The sequence below is a fragment of the Agrobacterium sp. LR_9 genome (assembly GCF_041954855.1).
GTDB lineage: Bacteria > Pseudomonadota > Alphaproteobacteria > Rhizobiales > Rhizobiaceae > Agrobacterium > Agrobacterium leguminum.
In genome coordinates, this window is record NZ_JAVAYA010000006.1 from 44,256 (window position 1) to 65,308 (window position 21,053).

General features: G+C 59.5%; 16 protein-coding genes. 2 read left to right on the top strand and 14 right to left on the bottom strand.

All coding sequences use genetic code 11. From position 1 onward, the window contains the following. Positions 1-11: 11 nt before the first annotated feature. From RAC79_RS09385 to RAC79_RS09420, 8 genes are all read right to left on the bottom strand, one after another. Complete coding sequence (locus RAC79_RS09385; RefSeq protein ID WP_125145031.1) at positions 12-1,679, bottom strand: acyltransferase; 1,668 nt, start codon at positions 1,677-1,679, stop codon at positions 12-14. A 5-nt stretch (positions 1,680-1,684) separates the two neighbouring features. Then, on the bottom strand, positions 1,685-3,550 hold the full coding sequence (locus RAC79_RS09390; protein WP_125145030.1) for a DUF2264 domain-containing protein: 1,866 nt from the start codon (positions 3,548-3,550) through the stop codon (positions 1,685-1,687). Positions 3,551-3,620: 70 nt separating this feature from the next. Then, positions 3,621-4,901 (bottom strand): ABC transporter substrate-binding protein, encoded by a 1,281-nt coding sequence (locus RAC79_RS09395; protein ID WP_125145029.1) that lies wholly within the window; start codon positions 4,899-4,901, stop codon positions 3,621-3,623. 48 nt (positions 4,902-4,949) lie between these two features. Then, the gene (locus RAC79_RS09400; RefSeq protein ID WP_125145028.1) at positions 4,950-5,654 is read right to left on the bottom strand and encodes a DUF624 domain-containing protein; all 705 of its coding nucleotides are present in this window, start codon (positions 5,652-5,654) and stop codon (positions 4,950-4,952) included. 19 nt (positions 5,655-5,673) lie between these two features. Then, positions 5,674-6,783 carry an ABC transporter ATP-binding protein gene (locus tag RAC79_RS09405; RefSeq protein ID WP_003519648.1) on the bottom strand — a complete coding sequence of 370 codons (1,110 nt, stop codon included), beginning with the start codon at positions 6,781-6,783 and terminating at the stop codon, positions 5,674-5,676. A 13-nt stretch (positions 6,784-6,796) separates the two neighbouring features. Next, a complete protein-coding gene (locus RAC79_RS09410; RefSeq protein WP_142845541.1) occupies positions 6,797-7,969 on the bottom strand; it encodes a glycoside hydrolase family 88 protein in 1,173 nt (390 codons plus the stop codon). Positions 7,970-7,973: 4 nt separating this feature from the next. Beyond that, positions 7,974-8,810 (bottom strand): carbohydrate ABC transporter permease, encoded by an 837-nt coding sequence (locus RAC79_RS09415; protein ID WP_003519646.1) that lies wholly within the window; start codon positions 8,808-8,810, stop codon positions 7,974-7,976. A gap of 3 nt (positions 8,811-8,813) precedes the next feature. Then, a complete protein-coding gene (locus tag RAC79_RS09420) occupies positions 8,814-9,743 on the bottom strand; it encodes a carbohydrate ABC transporter permease (protein WP_236766955.1) in 930 nt (309 codons plus the stop codon). A gap of 247 nt (positions 9,744-9,990) precedes the next feature. On the opposite strand from RAC79_RS09420, the gene RAC79_RS09425 reads away from it, so the two are divergent. Together RAC79_RS09425 and RAC79_RS09430 are read left to right on the top strand one after the other, a co-directional pair. After that, positions 9,991-11,778 carry a heparinase II/III family protein gene (locus RAC79_RS09425; protein WP_174040102.1) on the top strand — a complete coding sequence of 596 codons (1,788 nt, stop codon included), beginning with the start codon at positions 9,991-9,993 and terminating at the stop codon, positions 11,776-11,778. Positions 11,779-11,788: 10 nt separating this feature from the next. Further along, positions 11,789-12,586, top strand: coding sequence for a carbohydrate-binding protein (locus tag RAC79_RS09430; protein WP_174040101.1), 798 nt, complete (start codon positions 11,789-11,791; stop codon positions 12,584-12,586). 56 nt (positions 12,587-12,642) lie between these two features. Here the strand turns inward: RAC79_RS09430 and RAC79_RS09435 are convergent, their stop codons facing one another. The 6 genes from RAC79_RS09435 to RAC79_RS09460 all read right to left on the bottom strand — a co-directional run bounded on the left by RAC79_RS09435 (position 12,643) and on the right by RAC79_RS09460 (position 21,052). After that, positions 12,643-13,395 (bottom strand): FadR/GntR family transcriptional regulator, encoded by a 753-nt coding sequence (locus RAC79_RS09435; protein ID WP_174040100.1) that lies wholly within the window; start codon positions 13,393-13,395, stop codon positions 12,643-12,645. Positions 13,396-13,539: 144 nt separating this feature from the next. Next, on the bottom strand, positions 13,540-14,550 hold the full coding sequence (locus RAC79_RS09440; protein WP_374996986.1) for a 2-hydroxyacid dehydrogenase: 1,011 nt from the start codon (positions 14,548-14,550) through the stop codon (positions 13,540-13,542). Positions 14,551-14,610: 60 nt separating this feature from the next. After that, the gene (locus RAC79_RS09445; RefSeq protein WP_078052130.1) at positions 14,611-16,233 is read right to left on the bottom strand and encodes an ABC-F family ATP-binding cassette domain-containing protein; all 1,623 of its coding nucleotides are present in this window, start codon (positions 16,231-16,233) and stop codon (positions 14,611-14,613) included. A gap of 124 nt (positions 16,234-16,357) precedes the next feature. Then, positions 16,358-17,596 (bottom strand): TadE/TadG family type IV pilus assembly protein, encoded by a 1,239-nt coding sequence (locus RAC79_RS09450; RefSeq protein WP_174040098.1) that lies wholly within the window; start codon positions 17,594-17,596, stop codon positions 16,358-16,360. 167 nt (positions 17,597-17,763) lie between these two features. Next, entirely contained in the window at positions 17,764-18,642 is an 879-nt protein-coding gene (locus tag RAC79_RS09455; protein ID WP_065656595.1) for a transglutaminase family protein, read from the bottom strand. A 4-nt stretch (positions 18,643-18,646) separates the two neighbouring features. Beyond that, positions 18,647-21,052: a circularly permuted type 2 ATP-grasp protein gene (locus RAC79_RS09460; protein ID WP_078052125.1), complete on the bottom strand. Its 2,406-nt coding sequence runs from the start codon at positions 21,050-21,052 to the stop codon at positions 18,647-18,649. Position 21,053: the final 1 nt, after the last annotated feature.

A 21,053-nucleotide genomic window follows, 5' to 3' on the forward strand; every position in this document is an offset into this window, starting at 1 on the left:
GTGTCGGAAACCTATACCGGAGATTTAGAGCGGGCAATCAGGCCACGGACGATTTCCGCAGGCTCGAAGCGATGGATGCCGCGAGGTTGAAACGGCAGGAGATGTTCCGCATCGAGAAGCTTCGCTGAAAGCCAGAGAACCGACATCCACATTTCCGTGCCCTGCAGCCCGGCCGGATGTCCCTCGGCGAAGGCAAATCCCCTGTTTCTTTGCCAGCGTCCCTCATTTTGGCGAAGAATTTCGCGGGCGATTTCCTTCGCCTCGTCCTGCCGGTGATCCGTCTGTTTCAGGCACAGAAGAAGCGGATGGATCGTATCGAGCAGGTTGCAGGCATTAAAATCCTCGCCATGGAAACCGCCATAGGCACGATAATTGGCGATAACGGAGTCAATTGCTGCTTCCGGATAGGGAAGGGGCAGGCCGAACTGTGCGTAAGAGCCGCGGGTAAGCCGGTAAAAGCCGTTGACCGGTTGCAGCAGGCCCTGTGCGGCAGTCGGCTCACCCCAAAGCCCGGTGGTTTTATCCACATTCATCGCCAGCCAGCCGAAGAGAACGGTGAGGTTGTCGCCGGATGTGAAATAGCGCCTGTTGAAATAAAGCGCGGTGGCAATGGCGTCTATGGTGGCGCCGCAATGCCATGCACGGCTTTGCCATGGCAATTCTTCCAGCAGGAGGATGAGTTCGTCGGCGCGCAGACGCTCCACGAAAGCGATTGGCTGTTTCGGCGTAGCACCGAAACATTCAAGCCCATATCCGGCAGCCAGAATATTATAGAGGACGGCAGGGTCCTTCTCGGGAGGCGTCGAGGGGCGGTGGTGACGGTTAAGAAACAGCCCCGTTTCCCGATTCTGCAGGGCCTGAAGAGTGGCCACGGTTTTTACGGCATCGAAAGCAATAGTCTCCTGCCCGAAGGCTGCTGCGATCTCGATGGCATCGCACAGGTGCCTGACGCTTTCGACCTCACGTCCGGATGCATCGGCGGAACGATAGATGCCATCCTCGCCATAGGAGCGGATGGCGGCAAGCCAGTCGTCGGCAATCTCCTTACCGAGTTCTTGCAGCAGGCCATCAGGTTCCGTCAGCTTCGGCGCGGCCGCTTTTTCTCCGCGATATCGCAGAACCCGGGCGGGAACGCCGCCTGCAATGGCCATGGCGGGAATGTTCTTCGCCACCACCGCGCCTGCGGCAATAATTGCGCCGCGCCCTATCTTCACGCCATCCAGCACAACCGCATTGGCGCCGATCCAGACGTCGTCGCCGATCTCTATCCCGAGCGAGGTCAGCGGTTGGCGATAGATCGGAGTTTCAATGTCGTCGAAGCCATGGTTGAAGCCAACGATGCTGACATGTGAGGCAATGCGCACGCCATTGCCGATTGTCACCTTACCGGAAAGACAGGCATAGGGGTTGATCGAGACATTTTCGCCAAGTTCGATATCGCCGCGCACGATTGCGTAACCGGCGATCCACGACTGCGCGCCCATAAGGAGTCTATCCGCATGCACCTCGGCCTTGGCGGCGATGTAGACGCCCTGCCCGAAAACGGCGTTTGCAGAGCGCTCGAGGCCACGCAGCCGTGCCTGATGGTCGGGGCTGTCGATATCCTCCCGTCTCCGCTCCCAGGTCAGGATGTTCAGCCGATCCGGTCTCTGGGAAACACCCGGTGTGTCGTCGGTCATCTCCGTCAGCCTGCGCGGTTTTCATCGAGAGCATAGGCGGGAACGCGTCGCCCCTCCCGCCTGAACATCTCTTCCAGCCTCGGGAGATCGGGACTTTCGGGGAGGGCAGCCAATGCGGCCTCTGCCTCTTTGCCGGCCGGCAGTGCCAGGGCCGCCGTCACCAGCAGCGTTTCGCCGGAGGCGATGGCGCCGCGCAATTGCGGAACAAGGGTTCTGGCGTGAATGAGGTTGGTATTGGCGATTGCCTGATGGCACACGCCTTCGCGCCTTATATCTCTCGAAAGATCGACGATGATGCTGGTGTCAGTCTGTCCGTAACAGACGGCGCGACCTTCACTCGCCTCGGTGCGGTCGCGGTTGAAATCGGCGCGTTCTATGGCAAATCCGCCTTCTGATGTTTGCAGCGGGCGCGGTGTGCGGATGCGGTGCAGCCTTATGTGCCAGGGGTTTTGCGGCACGAGCCAGGTTTCGATCTCGACATCCGCCCATGGCCGCCAGCGGGAATAGAGGCAATCCTCGGCGATCAACGCCTCTTCCATCGTCTCGCGGGTGCGGAAGTGCACGCCGTCGTCGGAGAGGCCGAGCATGCCATCGAAACTCGCAGCGGCGAAATGCCGGTCATCCGCCTCGATATTGAAGGCATAACGGGTGGAATAGGCGAATTTCGAATATTTTTCCTGCGCGCCGCGCATCCTGTCGTGCTGCTGCCCGGAGGACAGGACCACGATATTGCCCGGCGTATGAAAGGCCACCATGCCCGGCTCCGCCAAGGGAACTGGTTCGGCAAATTCCTGCGGTTCGGCTTCTTCCGCAGTCCAGAACGGGTGATCGGCGGGCAGCGCCAGCGGCAGGAAAAATTTGAGCGCCCAATAGGGCGAGCAGGGAGAATTGTAGCTCTCGCTCATCAGAAGATTTGGGTAGCCATATCCGACCGACAGGACGCCGTCGCGGTCCGCGATCGGCCGCTTCGACCACCAGCGGATATGGCGCATGTAATAACCCTTGATCTCTGGCCACGGCAGCGCTTCCAGACCGGAAAAGGCAAGAGCGCCCCAGAAACCGCCTGCCGCAAAACGGTAGGTCTGGCTGCGCCCGAAGGCGAGCGACGCCCCGTCGGGCCCAAACCAGTGGCGTATGTCACGGGCAAAAATGCGGGAGCGTTCGCGCAAGCGTGTCTTTCGCGTGTCGTCGCCTTTTGCCAGCACCGTATAGATCAGGCCGTAAAAATGCATGGCAAAGGGAATGTAATGGTCGACCCGGCGCACCGGCCCGTCGCGATACCAGCCGTTGCCGATATCGAAAGCCTCGAGTTCATCGAGATAGGTTTGGGTTTTGGTCCGGTCGAATTCCACGCCGACCCGCTCAAGCCCGAGATCGATCAGAACGCGGAAGAATTTCCAATTATTGTCGACGAATTCCCGCTCGCGGGCGGCCAGAAGATAGGCGGCGACAGCCTGCCTGTCCGTTTCGGCAAGCGGCTCCCAGATGTGTTCGGGAACCATGGCAAGCGCAAATCCTATCGCCGCCAGTTCGACCAGCCGCTGGTGCCGATCAGCCGTATCGCCCCAATATTCGGGATGGGCGGGGTTGGCGCCATTGGCCAGTCCACGCCTGTAGAGATCCCAATGGGGAAAGTCATAACCGCCGGCGGCAAGCGGAACGATGCCCCATAATGGCCGGGCAAAACCCTCCAGCTCCGCCGCAGGAAAATCGAAAATTGCCCCCGTTGCTCCAAGCCGGACGCGCGCGCCGCCCGGTGAAAAACAGGCAAGCAGCGGGTTGAAGAGATCGATAACCGCCTTTGCGAGATCGTCCCTGCCGAGAAGCGGATTGTGAAAGAGCGGATTGGCTGTGGCGGTCTCGTGAGGCACGGTGACGGATGTCCGGAATTCATGATCAAAGGAAAGGGCCGCAGGCTCATCGCCCGCGGCCCTGTGGCAATTATTTGATGGCCTTGACGCCGTCATTCATGTCCTTGATGCCGTCATCAATGGAGATATTGTCGGTCATCAGCGCGTCATGCACGCGGTTAAGAACGACTTCGATCTTCGCCGCATTCGGGTTGACCGCCATTTCCAGATAGGCCTTGCCGGCCTGCAGCGCGTCCTTGCTGTTCTGGTCCTGCGGGAAGCCCGGCAGCGCTGCGATCTTCTCGGCCACATCATCGGTTCTGAGTGCAGGGAAAGTGCCGGTAGAGGCGATGATCGCCGCACCTTCAGGTCCGGTAACGAAGTGGATGAAGTCAAGCGCCGCTTCCTTGTGGCCGGAATTGGCATTGACCGACAATCCGGCAATCTGCGCGGCCGTCGCGCCTGCCGCCACACCATCCGGATGGGGGAACTTCACGATGCCCCAATTGACGCTTTTCGACTCGCCGGATTTCACCTTGGCGATCTGGGTGCCGACAAACCATGTGCCCATGGGCAGCATGCCGATCGTTCCGTTGAAAAACAGAGCGGAATAATGGGTGTTCGATGTTTTCAGCGAGGCATAGGACGGTATCGCGCCGCTCTTCTGCAGGGCAAGCGCACGCTCATACCAGGGTTTCAGGAATTCATAATTACCGTCCACAAGCGTGTGCTTGCCATCCTGAATACCGGGCAGCTGCACCGTCGAACGCCAGGTGTGCAGCAGCGCGCCATAGGTGCGGTTTGCGCCCATGCCGCCCTTCAGCTTGCCGGCGATCTCATCGAACTGCGCCCAGCTCATGTCATTGGTGGGGTAAGGCACGCCCGCCTTGTCGAAAATATCCTTGTTGTAATAGACCACCCAGAAATCCGAGCGGAACGGCAAAGCGTAAATCTTGCCGTCAATGGTCAGCTCCTCGATCAGGCCGCCATAGGGGGCCGTCTCGATCTTCTGGTCCTTGATGAAGCCGCTGAGATCGGTGATGTTGCCGGCGCGCACCAGATTGGCGTAGCCGGGCACATCCTTGATGGTGACGACATCGATATCCTTGGAGCCGCCGGTGAGCTGCGTGGATATCATCTGCGTATAATCCTGTGAGCCGAGGTCGACCACCTCGAACGTCACATTCGGATGCTTCTGCTTGTAGGCCTCCATCAAGGGCTTGAAATAAGCGCCCTTGTCCAGATCCCACAGCGCCCATTTCAGCGTAACGGGCGCATCGCCCGCAGCGGACGCCGTTCCTCCCATGCCCATGGCAATGCCGAGACCGGCGGTTGCGAGAGCGAATGCACGTCTGGTTGTCTTAAACTCCATAGCCCGTTTCTCCTTCCCTGACTGATGTCGTTTTGATTCTGGTCTGCTTTAAGTGCCGCTCCCCGTCGGTTCGGGCATCCGCGCGCGTGTTTTTGCGGCGGCGTTTCTCGCTGCGAAACAGAGGGCGAACATGCCGAGCGAAAAATTGATGGTGGCCGGCATGAAAACCGACACCGGATAAAAGAGGATATGCGCGAGCCAGAGCGCTGCGACGAAGCCGAGCGCCGCAAGCATTGGCAATGGCCTGGTGAGCGCCAGAAACGCCGCCTGCCGCAGGGTTTCCGAAAGCGGCAGGTCCCGCTTGGCCAGAACAACACTGGCATAGGCGCTGAGGAGGATGAGAAACAGCGTGACCGCCAGGCTGATCGCAAAAGGCAGGCTATAGACGAGCTGAAGCCGGGCGGCACTGGCATAGCTGACGGTCGCATAAGCACCGGCGCTCACCAGCAGCGCGCTTAAAACCACAAGCGCGGTGCCGCGCAGCGCGAATTTCCGCAAGGCCTCGAGAAAGTCGCGCAGCAGATAGGTATTCTCGTCATTTGCGAAGGAAACAGAGATGCGGGCCATGGCCAGCATCGCCGCCGGCATCGTCACCACCGGCAGGCTGGCGATGATGAAGAGGAGGTTGAGCTTCACCATCTCCCACCATTCGCGCTTGATGATATCGAGGAAAAGGGCAAGGCCGGTCAGCGGCGGGGCGTTCTTGTCGATCCCGGCCCCTTCCTTCGTCCATAACCCTTCCAGCCATTGCATCGCGTTTCTCCCCGTCGCCTCAATAAAGGATCGATCGCTCGGTGGCGGGATCGAAAAGCTGCGCATTCGTCAGATCGGCCACCAGTTCGACGGGATCGCCGATCTTCGCCCTGAAACGCGGCGAGACGCGTGCGACGAGGTTTCTGCCGCCGGAGACAAGGTTGAGATGCACTTCCGATCCCATCGGCTCCGCCAGTTCCACCGTCGCCCGGAAGGGTGCGACATTGGCGGCATCGATATCCGCCGGGGCGAATTCGTGGAAATTTTCCGGCCGGATGCCGAGAACGATGTCCTTTCCTTCATGGGGGAGCAGGCGTGCGGTATCGATGCCCGCCGGCAGAGGCAGCGGATTGCCGTCGAACAGGGCGGTGAAGCGGTCGCCGTCGCGGCGCAGCGTGACTGGCAGCATGTTCATCTGCGGCGCGCCGATGAAACCCGCAACGAACATGTTGATCGGCCGGTCGTAAAGGTTTTGCGGCGTATCCACCTGCTGGATATGTCCGTCCTTCATCACCACGATGCGGTCCGCCATGGTCATGGCTTCCACTTGATCGTGGGTGACGTAAATGAAGGTGGCGTCCAGCCGCTTGTGGAGCTTGGAGATTTCCGAACGCATGGTGCCGCGCAGCTTGGCGTCGAGATTGGAAAGTGGCTCATCGAGCAGGAAGACTTCCGGATTGCGCACCATGGCCCGGCCGAGCGCGACACGCTGGCGCTGGCCGCCGGAGAGCGCTTTCGGCTTGCGGTTCAAGAGATGGGTGATGTCGAGAATTTTCGCCGCATCCTTGACCTTGGTGTCGATGAGATCGCGCGGCGCCTTTCTGAGTTCCAGACCGAAGGCCATGTTCTTGTAGACCGTCATATGCGGGTAAAGCGCATAGTTCTGGAACACCATGGCGATGTCGCGATCCTTCGAGGGGACATCGTTCATCACGTCCTCGCCGATGCGCAACTCGCCGCCGGAGATTTCCTCCAGCCCGGCGATCATCCTGAGCGTCGTGGATTTTCCGCATCCGGAAGGGCCGACCAGGATGATGAATTCCTTGTCGGCAATATCCAGATCGATATCGTGAACGACCTTGAGCGCGCCGAAGGTCTTGTTGAGTTTTTTCAGGGAAATGCTAGCCATCTGTTCCTCGCGCTCACCAATAGGAAGACCAGTTGCGCGAAAGCCGGATCAGCGCTTCCAGATAATAATAATCGCCCCAGGAAACGCACTCGTCGACGCCTTCGCCCCGGCAGGTATTATGGGGCGTCTTCTTGGAATAGGTGCCGTGCAGAAGCTGCCCGTTGGAGATCGCGGGATCGCGCACCGAATAGATGTCGGCGAGGCTTTTCACCATGCGCCTTGCCAGATCGCGATATTCCGCCGCCTTTTCCGGCGTCTCCAGCTCCGCCATTTCCAGGAGGCCACAGGCGACGATGGCGGCCGCCGAGCTATCGCGCGGTTCGCCATCGCCATCCGCAAAAATCAGATCCCAATAGGGTACGAGATCGTCGGGCAGGCGTTTGAGATAGAAGGCGAGAAGCCGCTCGAAGGTGTCGCGATAGGCGGGCAGGCGCTCATATCGATAGGAAATGGCCATGCCGGCAATGCCCCAGGTCTGTCCGCGGGCCCAGTAGCTCTCATCGCTGTAACCCTGTTTTGTGACGCCGCGCACCGGCGCGCCGGTCTCCGGGTCCATGTAAAATGTATGATAGGTGGAATCGTCCGGCCGGACGGAGTGGGCAAGCGTGGTGCGGGCATGGGCAAGCGCCACGGTGCGGTAGTCTTCCCGGCCGGTTTCGCGGCTTGCCCAATAAAGCAGCGGCAGGTTCAAAAGGCAGTCGATGATGTAGCGATATTCGTTGGAATTGTCCCTGCGGCCCCAGGCCTGGATGAATTGCCCGACCGGCTGGAACCGCTCCATCAACTGGTCTGCCGCCATCAGCGCCGCGCGTCTTCCATCCTCATCGCCCACCAGTTTCCATGCGGCGATGCAGGAGGGCGAGTAGAGAAAGCCCATATCGTGATGATCGGTCTCGATGCGGTTTTCGATACGGTGCAGGAAACTCTGCACCTGAATCTGCGCCGCATGCTGAAAGGTCCTGTCGCCGGTATGTTCGAAGGCGAGCCATATCTGGCCCGGCCAAAAACCGGCGGTCCATTGATCGTTGGCGACTGCCGGGTAAAAATTCTTCACGCTCGAATGGTTCTGCGCCGCATAGGTAAATTGCGGCAGGTTGCGCCTGACCTGCGCGACGGCCACGGCCAGCGCCGCATCGATTTCGGCGGCGGTGATCGGGGTTGGGAGGGACGTGGTCAAATCGAGCATGAAATCAACCCTTGAGGCCGGTGGAGGCGACGCCTTCGACGAAGAAGCGCTGCAATGCGAGGAAAACGACGAGAACCGGGACAAGCGCCACGACCGAGGCGGCCATGATCAATCCGTATTCCGCCGAATATTGCGAAATGAACATGCGCAGGCCGATCTGGATGGTCTTCAGCTCGGTCTTGGTGAGATAGATCATCGGACCCATGAAGTCGTTCCAGGTCGTGACGAAGGTGAAAATCGTCAAGGTGGAAAGCGCCGGTTTGGAAAGCGGCAGCATGATCTTCGCCCAGATCTGGTATTCGTTCATGCCGTCGATGCGCGCCGCCTCGCAGAGTTCGTTCGGGATCGACATGTAAAACTGCCGCATCAGGAAAACGCCGAAGGCGGTAAAGGCCTGCAGGAAAATCAGGGCGAGATGGGTGTTGTTGAGCCCGAATTCGCGCATCAACAGAAACTGCGGCACCATATAAACCTGCCAGGGCATGGCGATGGTGGCGATATAGCCGAGAAACAGCGTGTTCTTGTAGGGAAAATGCAGCTTGGCGAAGGCGTAGGCTGCGAAGCTTGAAGTCAGCAATTGCAGCAATGTGACGATGATCGTCAGCTTCGACGTGTTGTAGATGAACAGCGCCAGCGGGATTTTCGTCCAGATTTCCACATAGTTTTCCCACCGCGGCTGCGAGGGGATCCATTCGATCGGGAACGCGAAGACATCGCGGCTGAGTTTCAGCGATGCCGACAGCATCCATGCGAAGGGCAGAAGCATGACGATGGTGACGACGATGACCGTCAGATAGATGCCAATCGTGGCGGCGGGGATTTTGCGGCCCATGATGCGCATGGATCAATCCTCCCGCTGCCGTTTGAACTGGACGATGGTGACCATCAGGACGAGGAAGAACAGGACGAGGGCGATCATGCTGGAATAGCCGAGATCCCAGGAAATGAAGGCCTCATTGTAGATGTGATAGACGAGAACCAGCGTTGAGGTACCGGGACCGCCCTGCGTGATCATATAGACCTGATCGAAAACCTTGAAGGACTGGATCGTCAGCATGACGGTGACGAAAAAGGTCGTTGGCGCAAGCTGCGGCAGGGTGACGTGGATGAATTTCTGCCAGGCATTGGCGCCATCCAGCCCCGCGGCTTCATAAAGCTCCGAATTGATGCCCTGCAGCCCGGCGAGATAGATGACCATGTAATAACCCATGCTCTTCCACACGCCGAAGAGGATGACCGTGACCATGGCCCAGTGCCGGTCCGCCGCCCATCCCGGCATGTCGGCGGGATCGAGGCCGAGCGTATAGAGCAGCATGTTGACCGGACCCATCTCCGGATTGAAAATCATGTTCCAGACGACGGCCACGGCGACCAGCGATGCGACATAGGGAAAGAACATGGCCGTGCGGAAGAAATTGCGGCCGAGGATTTTCTGGTTGAGCAGGATCGCAAGCCCGAGCGCGCAGGCGAGCGTGGCCGGCACCGACGCGACGGTGTAGATGACCGTGTTCCAGAAGGCCGCGATGAAGGCCCTGTCCTCGAAAAGCCGCCAGAAATTATCGAGACCGGCAAAACGCATGGCATTGGAGCCATCCCAATGCATGAAGGCCAGTGCAAAGGCAAAGAGGATGGGTCCGAGCGTGAAAATCGCAAAGCCGAGAAAATTGGGCGCAATGAAGGAATAGGCGACGAGCGCATTTTCTATTCTGCGCCGCCGTTTAGAGACGATGCGGAGTTTTTTCCTGCGATACGGAGTCGCCTGCTTGTCGGACATGGTCGCGGTTGCGATTGCCACAGCATATCTCCCATTGCCGCCGTTTCACTGCTTCATCGGTGCCGGCTGCCTGCATTTTCCATTGCGGTCCGGGTCTTCGCCCTGCCGCCTCCCGCGCTCTGGATAACACAATATCTATATTGGTCAAACAACTTTGCATAAAGTCAGACAAATTTTCTGGTTTTTCAAAAATACGTATGATAGGAGGCCCATATCGGATTGCGGAACGCGCGGGAGGTTTGAGGGCGTGTTTGTCGAAATGATGCGGCTTCTGCCCGAACGGTTCGCCGATTTCGGCGCGGAACTGACGGCGCAGAAAATACGGTCTTCAGCACCGGGCGCGGTTTCCCGTAGTCTCATCGAGGCGGCGGAGCAGACCCTTGACGAGCCCTGGTCCGTCATTCTGGCGGGCGACTACCGGGAATATAGTCGCACCGGCAATCGCGATCGTTTCGAGGCGCTTTATTTTTCCCGACGACTGAAGCTGAACGCGCTGGTTCTTGGAGAATGCGCCGAGGGGCAGGGCCGCTTTCTCGATGCCATCATCGATGGTCTTTGGCTGATATGCGAGGAGAGCGGCTGGCAATTGCCCGCCCATAATTCCCATATTCGCGGCGGCCCGCGAGATCCTCTGCCCGATCCGCAAAACCCGGTGATCGACCTGTTCGCTGCCGAAACGGGCGCCAATCTCGCTTTGTGCCTGCATCTGCTGGCACCGGAACTGGAAAGGGCAAATGCAAACCTCGCTTCCCGCGTCCGCGCCGAGATCGACCGGCGCATTACCACGCCTTATCTCACCCGGCATTTCTGGTGGATGGGGAAGGGCGACAAGCGGATGAACAACTGGACGGCCTGGATTACCCAGAACGTCCTTCTCTCGACCCTGCTATTGCCCATAGACCAGTCGACGAGGCGTTCGGTCGTGGGAAAGGCGCTCAAGAGTCTCGATGCGTTTCAGAAGGATTATGCGGAAGACGGTGCCTGCGAAGAGGGCGTTCTTTATTATGGCCATGCGGCACTTTGCCTGTTCGGGGCGATGAGCATTCTCGAGGCCTCCGCGCCCGGCTCCATGGCGCCGCTCTTTCATGCGCCGAAGCTGCGCAGCATGGCCGAATTCATTCTCAACATGCACGTGGCGGAAGACCGGTTCTTCAACTTCGCCGATGCGCCGGCGAAGGTCGAGACATCCGGCGTGCGGGAATATCTTTTCGGCAAGGCCGTTTCTTCGCCACGGCTTCAGGCTTTCGCTGCCGCCTGCTGGAACCGCTCACCGGACCGGCTGATGTGCAAGGAGTGGAACCTCTGGTATCGGGTCCAGGCGGTGCTTGCCGTCCCGGAATTTTCCGCGCTTATTCCAGCGGAACCGGCAAAGACCGATATCGCCTATCCCGGTATCGGTCTTGCGATTGCCCGCGACGGGGTCTTCGATCTTGCCGTGAAGGCGGGCAATAATGGCGAGAGCCACAACCACAACGATGTCGGCAGTTTCACGCTTTATAAGAACGGCCGGCCGTTCATCATCGATGTAGGGGTGGAAACCTACACCGCAAAAACCTTCTCGCCACAACGCTACGACATCTGGACGATGCAATCGGCCTTCCACAATCTGCCGACTTTCGGCGGCGTGATGCAGGCAGCCGGGGCAGAGTTTGCGGCGAGAGATCTTGTGACCGAATTCTCTGAAGATCAGGCGGAAGTCTCTTTCGATATAGCCGGGGCCTATCCCGCCGTGGCGCGTGTTGAGCACTATCGCCGCCGCGTCCGACTGCTGCGTGGCAGCCATGTGGAAGTCCTGGACGACTATCAGGGCGGGCAGGAGGCGGTTCTGTCGCTGATGGTCGCCGAGAAGCCCGTCGTCACGCCGGGCGGCCTGATCTTTGCGGGGCCGGGAGAGATAGCCTGCGAAGGGGCAGGAGAACCCGCCATCGAAGCCATAACAATCAACGATGCCCGCCTTCGCCTGTCCTGGCCACCCGTGATCTATCGCATTCTCATCCCCATCGCAGCCCAGCGTCTGTGCCTGACGATCAGTTAAGGAAGTGCCGATGAAACTTACACTCAAGGTCGTCAATGCGGCGGGTGATGTTCTGGCGGAGGCCGGAGCGGAGGACGAAGCTTTGCTCGTCTATCGCGCAGAATATTGCGAGGGTGACAGGCTTGTCGTCGAGGTTTCACAGCCCGGTCATATCTGGCTTGCGCTCGATGCTGGCATGCCGCCGACGCTGGTTTTCCTGCACGGAAACCAATTCATCCTGCCCGTTCCTTCTGCGGCAAAACGCAAATCCTATCCGCCGCAGGCTTTCAGCGGTAACCTTCACCGGATCGCCGCGCGCCGCACACTCGCCGGTGAAATCGGGGTTCGCAGGAATCTGGCCCTCAACCCGTTTGACGATCATGAAAACACCTCGCTGTTTCCGCACGTTTATGCGAGCACGGAAACGCGCGGGGAGGCGGCCTTCGCAGCCCGCAACGTCATCGATGGTGAAAAGGCGAGCGCGGGCCACGGCTTCTGGCCCTACACAAGCTGGGGCATCAACCGCGATCCCGAAGCTTCGCTGACCCTCGTATTCGGCCGCGCAGTCCTCATCGACCAGCTGACTTTTTACCTGCGGGCGGATTTTCCCCATGATGCCTGGTGGGAAAAAGCGAGCGTCACTTTTTCCGACGGCGAAAGCGTGAGCTTTTCCCTGCAAAAAACCGGGGCTGCCCAGAGTTTCCCGGTCGCGCCGCGCCAGGTGGAATGGATCCGTCTGCATGATCTTAAAAAAGCCGACGACCCTTCGCCCTTTCCCGCGCTGACGCAAATCGAGGTCTGGGGAGCGGACCTGCGGCAAGCACCGTAGCGCCTGATCGCGGCTTACTGAGCGCAAAGCGACGACCCGGTTTTACTGAAAACCCTTTAGCTGTGCGCGATGCCGCGCATGTCGCGCATCATGTCGCGGTAGCGGTGCTGGCTACCGCGCAGATGCGCCTGCATCGCCAGCTTCGCGGCCTGTTCGTTCCGGTCCGATATGGCGATGACGATGGCTTCATGTTCCTTGTGGATCAATCGCCGGTAAGCTGTCTGGTCGTTCTCGCCGGTTTCGGAAACCACGCGCGATTGTGGAATCACGGCCTGACCGTGCAGCTCAAGGAACTGTGTGAAAAGCGTATTGTTGGTGGCCGCCGCAATGGCAAGATGCAGCGCCAGATCCGCCTCGCGAATGGAGCGGTTCTCCTCGATACACTGCAGAAGCCGGGCGTGACAGTCGAAAATCGCTTCCTCCTGCGAAGGCGAACGGCGGAGGGCGGCGAGCCCTGCCGCTTCGATTTCGAGCGGCGTCCTGATTTCCAGCACCTCCAGATCGGAAGAGAGCCGGGCGCGGTCGATACCGGGTGTGGGTGACGCGTCTTTTTCACGCTTCAGCACGAAAATGCCCGCCCCCTGACGCACCTCCACCAGCCCGTCGCAGCGTAGCGCCGTCACCGCCTCGCGCACCACGGTGCGGCTGACGCCATGGGTTTCCGTCATCTCGATTTCGCTGGGCAGGCGGTCGCCGGGTCCATATTGCCCGGAGGCAATCGCGTTTCTCAGGCTGAGGCTAACTCTGCTGACCAGAGAACCGGAGGATTTGCTGCGCTGTTTTTGCTGTTCAGGCACGTCGGTCACCATGCATTAAAATCGAGGCAGGCGTGAAGCCTGTCAAATATGTATGAAGAATTTCAGTAAAACTCAATGATCATACCAATTTTACCCGCCTTCGTGCAGAGGACGCGCAGAATGGTATTAAAAATCTCCGGCTTCTGACCGGAGTCACTAGGCCGGGCCGGCAAACTGCTCCGTGGAAACGGCATGTAGCGCCCTGCCGGTCCTGAAAAAGCTTTCGATATTGCCGATCGTGGTGTCCGCGATGTTCCTGAGGGCCTCCTGCGTGAAGAAGCCCTGATGGCCGGTGACCAGAACATTGGGGAAGGTCAGCAGCCGCGCGAAAACATCGTCGCGCAGCACGTCGTTGGAAAGATCCTCGAAAAAGAGATCGGCCTCTTCTTCATAGACATCGATGCCGAGACTGCCGATTGTGCCGTCTTTCAGACCCGCAATCGCCGCCTGCGTGTCGATGATGGCGCCGCGGCTGGTATTGACGAGCATCACGCCCTTTTTCAAAAGCGGCAGCGTCTCCCGGCGAATGAGGTGACGGGTCTCCGGTGTAAGCGGGCACATCAGCGCCAGAATGTCCGATGTTCGAAACAGTTCCTCGCGCGTGACGTAGACCATGCCCAATGCCTCGCAATCCGGATTTGGGCGGACGTCATAGCCAACGAGACGGCAGCCGAAGCCGGCCGCAATGCGCGCGAAAATCGCCCCGATCTTGCCCGTGCCGATAATGCCGACCGTCTTGCCGTGAAGGTCGAAGCCAAGCAGGCCATCTAGGGCGAAGTTTCCTTCGCGGACACGGTTATAGGCGCGATGGATCTTGCGGTTGAGCGACAGGATGAGCGCCATGGTGTGTTCGGCGACCGCATAGGGCGAATAGGCCGGCACGCGCGCAACGGTCAGGCCGAGCTTTTCGGCCGTGGCTAGATCGACCTGATTGAAACCGGCGCAGCGCAGGGCGATGAGCCGAACACCCATTTCCGCAAGCTTTTCAAGCACTGGCCGCGACAGGTCGTCATTTACAAAGGCGCAGATGGCCGCCGCTCCCTCCGCCAGCGCCACTGTCTCGAGAGACAGGCGTGCTTCGCAATATTGCATCCGCATGCCAGCGTGAGCGGCAGCGTCAAGGAACTGCCTGTCATAGGGTTTGGCGCTGTAGACCACGATCCGCATCTGTTTCTCCAGTCTCCAAACGAAAGCTGCCGTTACAGTGCGACGCGTCCGGCAGGTGGCTTAGCTGCGAAGGCCCGGTGCTTCCTGTCCCGTGCTTTCGACATATTCGGTATAGCCGCCGCCATATTGGTGGATACCATCGGGCGTCAGTTCCAGCACCCGGTTGGAAAGCGCGGCGAGGAAATGGCGGTCGTGCGAAACGAACAGCATCGTGCCCTCATAATCCGACAGGGCCTTGATCAGCATTTCCTTGGTGTCGAGATCGAGATGGTTGGTCGGCTCGTCCAGCACGAGGAAGTTCGGCGGATCGAACAGCATGGCGGCCATGACGAGACGGGCCTTTTCACCGCCGGAAAGAACACGGCAGCGTTTTTCCACGTCGTCGCCGGAAAAGCCGAAACAGCCGGCAAGGGCGCGCAACGGCGCCTGCCCCGCCTTCGGAAAACGCTCCTCCAGCCATTCGAGAATGGTGCTGTCGCCATCCAGAACATCCATGGCGTGCTGGGCGAAATAGCCGAGCTTGACGCTGGCGCCGAGCGTGACATTGCCGGAATCCGGTTCCGTCGTGCCGGTCACCAGCTTCAGCAGCGTCGATTTTCCAGCGCCGTTGACGCCCATGATGCACCAGCGTTCCTTGCGCCGCACCATGAAATCGAGCTCGCCATAGATCGTGCGGCTGCCATAGGCCTTGTTCACCTTCTTTAGCGCCACGACATCCTCGCCTGAGCGAGGAGCGGGGGCAAATTCGAAAGCCACCGTCTGACGCCGTTTTGGCGGCTCGACGCGGTCGATCTTCTCGAGTTTCTTCACGCGGCTCTGCACCTGCGAGGCGTGCGAAGCGCGGGCCTTGAAGCGTTCGATGAACTTGATTTCCTTGGCAAGCATGGCCTGCTGGCGTTCGAACTGCGCCTGCTGCTGCTTTTCGTTCTGCGCGCGCTGCTGTTCGTAAAAGCCGTAATCGCCGGAATAGGTGGTGAGATTGCCGGCATCGATTTCGATGATCTTGGTGACGATGCGGTTCATGAATTCGCGGTCATGCGACGTCATCAGCAAAGCGCCGTCGTAGTTTTTCAGGAAATCCTCGAGCCAGATCAGGCTTTCGAGATCGAGATGGTTCGACGGTTCGTCGAGGAGCATCACGTCCGGGCGCATCAACAGGATACGCGCAAGCGCCACGCGCATCTTCCAGCCGCCGGAAAGCTTGGAAACATCGCCGTCCATCATCTCCTGGCTGAAGCTCAACCCGTCCAGCACTTCGCGCGCACGGCCTTCCAGCGCGTAGCCGTCCAGTTCCTCATAACGCGCCTGCACTTCGCCGTAACGTTCGATGATGGTGTCCATCTCGTCCATCCGGTCGGGATCGGACATGGCGGCTTCCAGTTCCCGAAGCTCCGCCGCCACTTCGCTGACCGGGCCTGCCCCTTCCATGACTTCCGCGACGGCCGAGCGGCCGGACATTTCACCGACATCCTGATCGAAATAACCGACCGTCATGCCCTTTTCGACGACGACCTGGCCCTCGTCGGGCTGCTCTTCGCCGGTGATCATCCGGAACAGCGTGGTCTTGCCGGCGCCATTCGGACCGACAAGGCCGATCTTCTCACCGCGATTGAGCGCGGCGGAGGCCTCGATATAGAGAATGCGGTGACTGTTCGACTTGCTGATGTTTTCGATGCGGATCATGACAGGGCCTGTGAATGGGAGCGGCCCTCCTATGCCACGGGCCGCCGCCGCTGTCACCTGCCGCACACGTCTTGTCAGCCATGCAGCCGACAAGACGCTCCGGAGCAGCCCTCCGGAAACAGAGTTAGTTGGTGAGCGTGGCTATGCTGCCGGCAGCCTTGCGGGCGATTTCGCCAAAGGCTGTGACGATCTGCTCCATGTTTTCCGGCGCGTAATAATTGTCGAGGCTGGATGCGCAATATTGCAACAGCGACTTGCCCTTGTCCGGCGCCATGAAGGCGACGCTGAAAATCTTGATCCCGTCTTTCTTGGCGGTCTCGCAGGTGGTGCGCACGGACTGGTCGATGCTGGAATTCCACGAGGCGCTGTTGCCCGTCATTTCACCGTCGGTCATGAGAACAATGTAGCGCTCGAACGATTCACTGCCTTTGTCCTTGTGTGCTTTCGCTTCGTCAGTGTTGGATTTTTTAAGGGCGTTATAGGCGGCGTTCAGGCTGCTGCGGGCATCCGTGCCGCCGGAGGGAAATTCCGGGATCTGTTTGTTGACATAGCTGGCGACACTGCCCGTACCCCAGCTGATGGGCTGAGCAGCATATGTCTCGTGCGTATAGACCGAGGCACCGGTGCGGACGAGTTCTGAACCGCCGTTGGCCGTGTAGGTCGGATCAGCCTTGTTCAATGTTGCGACGAGGAACCCGACGGCGGTTTTGAGCGACGTGGCCTTGTTGACATAGCAGGGACTGGATGTGGCCTTCGCTTCGCTGGTACCCCAATTGTCAGCCGTATAAACCGGGCACGATTTTTTCGCGGTATTGATGGTATCCGTCTTGAATGACATCGAACCGGAACGATCAAGCGCCAGATACATGGAGATCGGTGCGCCCTTGTTGACGGTGCTCTTTGCGGTGCCCGTTACCGAAAGATCGAGTGTTTTTGCGCCAATGAACCCGAGCAGCGGATTGAGCTGTATGCGGTGGTTGATCGTAGTTTCAACAGTATAGGTCTTGCCGCGGGCATTTTCCGTCTTCGTGATATTGGTCGGAGAATTCTGCTCCAGTTCCTTTTTCTCTTCCTCGGTCAGGTTCTTTTCCATCTGGGCCGCGATGAAGTTCTTGGCGATTTCCTTGATCTGCTCGTCCGTCAGGTCGCCCATTTTCAAACGGGCCTCGGTCGCTGCTGCAAGGGCTGCAGAATCCGCGGTATTCTGCATATCCGCTTTCACCTGCATCACATTGGCCAACTCCATGCCGGCGCCGGCAAAACCCAGCAACACCGGCAGCAGAATGGCCGTCATCATGCCGAAATTCCCGCTGGTATCGGCAAGAAAACGGCGCTTCGGTTTTTGATGTGCAGAGGCGGTCATGACGGGCTCACGGATTAGAATATTCGACTGAGCACAGAGAAGCCGCAAACGATGTAAAATCCGCTAACGTGATCGGTTCAATTTTACGCAGCGATCAAATTGGAGCAGTTTTCGAAGTATTTTCAAGAATTGTTGGCGCGATGGCCGCAATAATACACATCGTGTCATTATTGGACGGGGATGACATCGACGGCCTGTTTTATCTGCTGGTTGCCATAGCTCTTCAAGACACCGATCACAGGGGCGACATCGGAATAGTCCCGGCCGTAACCGACGACGATATGGTCGCTTCCGGCGACGATGTCGTTGGTGGGATCGAGTTCCAGATAACCGGCGGCTTCTCCGCACCAGACCCGAACCCAGGCATGCATTGCATCGGCGCCTTCAAGCCGTTCCTTGCCCGGTGGCGGAATGGTGCGCAGGAAACCGCTGACATAACCGGCGGGAATGCCGAGGCTGCGCAGCGCCATGATCATGATGTGCGAAAAATCCTGGCACACGCCGCGCTTCAGCTTGAAGGCTTCCGATGGCGTCGTATCGACGGTCGTCGCCTCACCATCATAGGTAAAGTCCTTATGGATGCGTTTGCACAGAGAGCGCGCGATTTCGCGAATGGTCATTCCCGGTTTCAACAATTCCCGGGCATAGGCGGATATTGCCGCATCCATTCCGATCCTTGGGCTTGCGCCGATGAAGTGGTGCGGCGACTGGAAATCGAGCGACCAGACATCGGCCAGGTCCTGCGGCAGGCGGGAAAGCTCGGGCGAAAAATCCGCCGTCAGCGCCGGCGCCTCCACCATCACGCGGGCCTGCATACGGATATCCAGCTTTTCATGCGGCGCGCGCAGATGCACTGACGTGGCCGATTGATGAAAGAAGTCCTCGAAGGTGGCACGTTCTTCCGGCACCGGCGAAACATCGATGGAGCCGGCGACAAGCCGCTGCCGGCCGGGGATGGAGAGCGGCAGGACACGGATGATGTGGCGCGCGCCGTGGGCCAGCGTGTCGTAGGTGTAACCCATATGCAGGGAAAGATCGTAAAGCATAGGATTATCCGAGATAGGTCCGGGCCAGAACATCGGAGAGATGTTCCATGTCGGTTTCGAGCTGGCGATAGATCGCGCCGTTCATGTTTTCCGGCGTCATCACCGCAAGTCCGGAATGCAGACGCATCGCCTCGCGGTAGAAGGGCGACATCTGGCCGTTGACGAAGGCATTCGGCAGTTGCTCCACCTCGGTGCGGATCTCGTTCAGCTGGAACAGGATCGAGCGGGGATTGAGCGGGTCGAGCGCCAGAAGATCGGTCACGGTCAGGCCGGCCGTATTGACGTTGTAGCGGCGGCGATGGGTCATGACACTGTCGCCTATTTCGAGCAGCATGTCATAGGAGCCGTCAGGTGCGTCCGGGCCGGTCATATGGCCGAGAAGACGCGTCATATGCAGGCCGCGCTCCAGGTAGCGGCCGATCGACAGGAAACGCCAGCCGGTGAAGCGATACATGTTTTCGTGCACGAGACCGGCAAAGCCCGCAAGCTTGCGCAGCAGGATCGTCATGGCATGGGTAGCGTCGTCGCCGGGGGCCACTTTCGCGTGGAAACGGCGGGCGGTCTTGGCAAGGTCGTTCAGCGCCAGCCACCCGTCAGGCGAAAAGCGGTCGCGGATATTGCTGGCGGAATAAAGCGCGCTGTTGATGTTGTTCAGCAGGCTTTCCGGCACGGCATCGTTCATCTCCACATCGAGCGCTTCGAGATAGCGTGTCACATGCGCGAGCAGAGGCTGGCGCGGATCAGCGGATTCGGCATAACGCCCGTGCCAGGCGCGCAGGATGCGCAGGGCGCCTTCCGAACGCTCGATATAACGGCCGAGCCAGAAGAGATTGTCGGCTGCGCGGCTCGGCAGGCTGCCCGGCATATTGCGGGTAAAGCTTTCTTCCGCCGGCAGTAGCGTGGTGCGTTCCACCGGCTTGTCGCTGACGATCCATACATCCGCAGCGCTTCCGCCCGATTGCATGGCGATGGCGGAGACATCGTTGCTGCTGCCGATACGGGCAAAGCCGCCGGGCATGATCTGCCAGCCATCCTGGGTGCGCGCGGCAAAAACGCGAAGGCTCATCGGGCGCGGCACGAGCTTGTTGTCGATATAGGCCGGGGTTGTCGAAAGCGTCACCACTTCCTGTCCCACCAGCCTGTGGCCGTCGGAGGCAAGCCAGTCGCTGATCGATTCCTTCGCCGTTTCGCGCAGCGACGAGCCGAGCACGGATTGACCGTTATCGTCGAAGAAGGGAAGCCGGGAATAAGCCGGGCCGATGACCATGCCTTCGATATTGCCGGCGACATGGCGGCGTTCCGATTCCTGCCCGCACCACCAGGTGGCAATCGATGGCAGTTTCAGCTCCTCGCCCAGAATGTGGCGGCAGATGCGCGGCATGAAGGCGAGCAGCGCCCGCGTCTCGAGAATGCCGCTGCCGAGCGCATTGACGACGGTGAGCGCCTCATTGCGCAGCGCCTGCACCATGCCCGGCGTGCCGATATGGGATTGCTGGTTCAGTTCCAGCGGATCGGAATAGGAGGCGTCGAGACGCCGCCAGAGAACGCCAACCGGTTTCAGCCCCGCTACGGTTCTGACCATGACGCGGCCGTTGACGACAGTGAGGTCTTCGCCTTCCAGCAGCATGAAGCCGAGATAACGTGCGATATAGGCGTGTTCGAAATAGGTTTCGTTGGCGGGGCCGGGCGTCAACACGGCGATCCGGTCGTCGGGGTGCTTTCTTTGCGCCTGCAGCGTGTCGCGGAAAGCGCCGAAGAACGAGGCCAGACGGTGCACATGGGTTTCGGCATAGATATCGGAAAGTGCACGGGTGGTGGCCACCCGGTTTTCGAGTGCGAAACCCGCACCGGAAGGCGCCTGCGTCCGGTCGGCCAGCACCCACCAGTTGCCGTCAGGTCCGCGCCCGATCTCGAAGGAACAGAAATGCAGATAATGGCCGCTTGCTGGTTTCACGCCGACCATGGGCCGCAGATATTCCGGATTGGAGGCGATCAGGGCCGGGGGTACGAAACCTTCCTTGACCAGCCGGTTTTCGCCGTAAAAATCGGCGACCATGGCTTCCAGAAGATTGGCGCGCTGTTTCAGCCCCTCGGAAAGAACCGCCCACTCCCTGTCGTCGATCAGGACCGGAATATGGGAGATTGGCCAGTTTCTTTCACTGCTGCCCTTGCCGTAATCGCGGTAGAACACGCCGGCATCGCGCAGATAGCGGTCAGTGCGGGCAAAGCGTTCGTGCAATTCCCGTTCCGACATGCGCGACAGGGCGTCGAGCAGGGTCTTCCAGACCGGCCTGACCTTGCCGTTGGTATCGAGCATTTCGTCGGCAACGCCCGGCAAGGGGGAATATTCAAGCCCGCGCGGTTGCGCGCTCGTTTCCGTCTTGCGTTCCGTTGCCGGGGCTTTGGACAAT